Genomic DNA, 1,205 nt, shown 5'->3' with positions numbered 1-1,205 from the left:
TATACGGATCTGGATGCCGGTATTTTGACTGGCGCCTCTATTGGCGATTACGTTTGGGAAGACCTGAACGGCGATGGCATCCAGGATGCAGGTGAGTCGGGCGTTGGTGGCGTTACCGTGACCCTGTTGGATGGCGATGGCGCCACCGTAGGCACAACGACCACGGCTGCGGACGGTTCCTACAGCTTCACGGATCTGGAGCCGGGCGACTATTCAGTTGTATTCTTCGATCTGCCGATGGGGTACAACTTCACCGATCAGGATGCAGGTGGCGATGATACTTTGGATAGCGATGCGAATCCTGCGGATGGTAGCACGGCTATAGTTACGCTGGAATCGGGCGATAATTATACGGATCTGGATGCCGGTATTCTGACTGGCGCCTCTATTGGCGACTACGTTTGGGAAGACCTAAACGGTGATGGTATCCAGGATGCGGGTGAGCCGGGTGTTGGCGGTGTTACCGTGACCTTACTGGACGGCGACGGTGCCACGGTAGGTACGACGACTACCGCTGCGGATGGTTCCTACAGCTTCACGGATCTGGAACCGGGCGACTACTCAGTCGTTTTCTCCGATCTGCCGATGGGTTACGATTTCACCGACCAGGATGCGGGCGGCAATGACGCATTGGATAGTGACGCTAATCCGGTGGACGGTAGCACAGCTACGGTTACGCTGGAATCGGGCGATAATTATACGGATCTGGATGCCGGTATTCTGACCGGCGCGAGCCTGGGTGATTACGTTTGGGAAGACCTGAACGGCGACGGCATCCAGGATGCGGGTGAGCCGGGCGTTGGTGGCGTTACCGTGACCCTATTGGATGGCGACGGTGCCACGGTAGGCACCACGACTACCGCGGCGGATGGTTCCTATAGCTTCACTAACCTGGAACCGGGGGATTATTCAGTCGTTTTCTCCGACCTGCCGATGGGTTACAATTTTACCGACCAGGATGCGGGTGGCAATGATGCTTTGGATAGCGATGCGAATCCGGCGGACGGCAGCACGGCTACAGTTACGCTGGAATCGGGCGATAACTATACGGATCTGGATGCTGGTATTCTGACTGGCGCGAGCCTGGGTGATTACGTTTGGGAAGACCTGAACGGCGATGGCATCCAGGATGCGGGTGAGCCGGGTGTTAGCGGCGTTACTGTGACCTTGTTGGATGGCGATGGTGCCACGGTGGGCACTACAAC

The 1,205-nt window shown here is 57.1% G+C and carries 1 protein-coding gene; it reads left to right on the top strand.

Going from position 1 to position 1,205, the window contains the following annotated elements; all coding sequences use genetic code 11:
* A partial coding sequence (locus CRP01_RS41655; RefSeq protein ID WP_185154601.1) for an SdrD B-like domain-containing protein occupies positions 1–1,205 on the top strand: 1,205 nt, incomplete at both ends.

The sequence above is a fragment of the Flavilitoribacter nigricans DSM 23189 = NBRC 102662 genome (assembly GCF_002646595.1).
Taxonomy (GTDB): Bacteria; Bacteroidota; Bacteroidia; order Chitinophagales; family Saprospiraceae; genus Flavilitoribacter; species Flavilitoribacter nigricans.
This window is presented reverse-complemented; position numbering and strand designations above follow the sequence as displayed.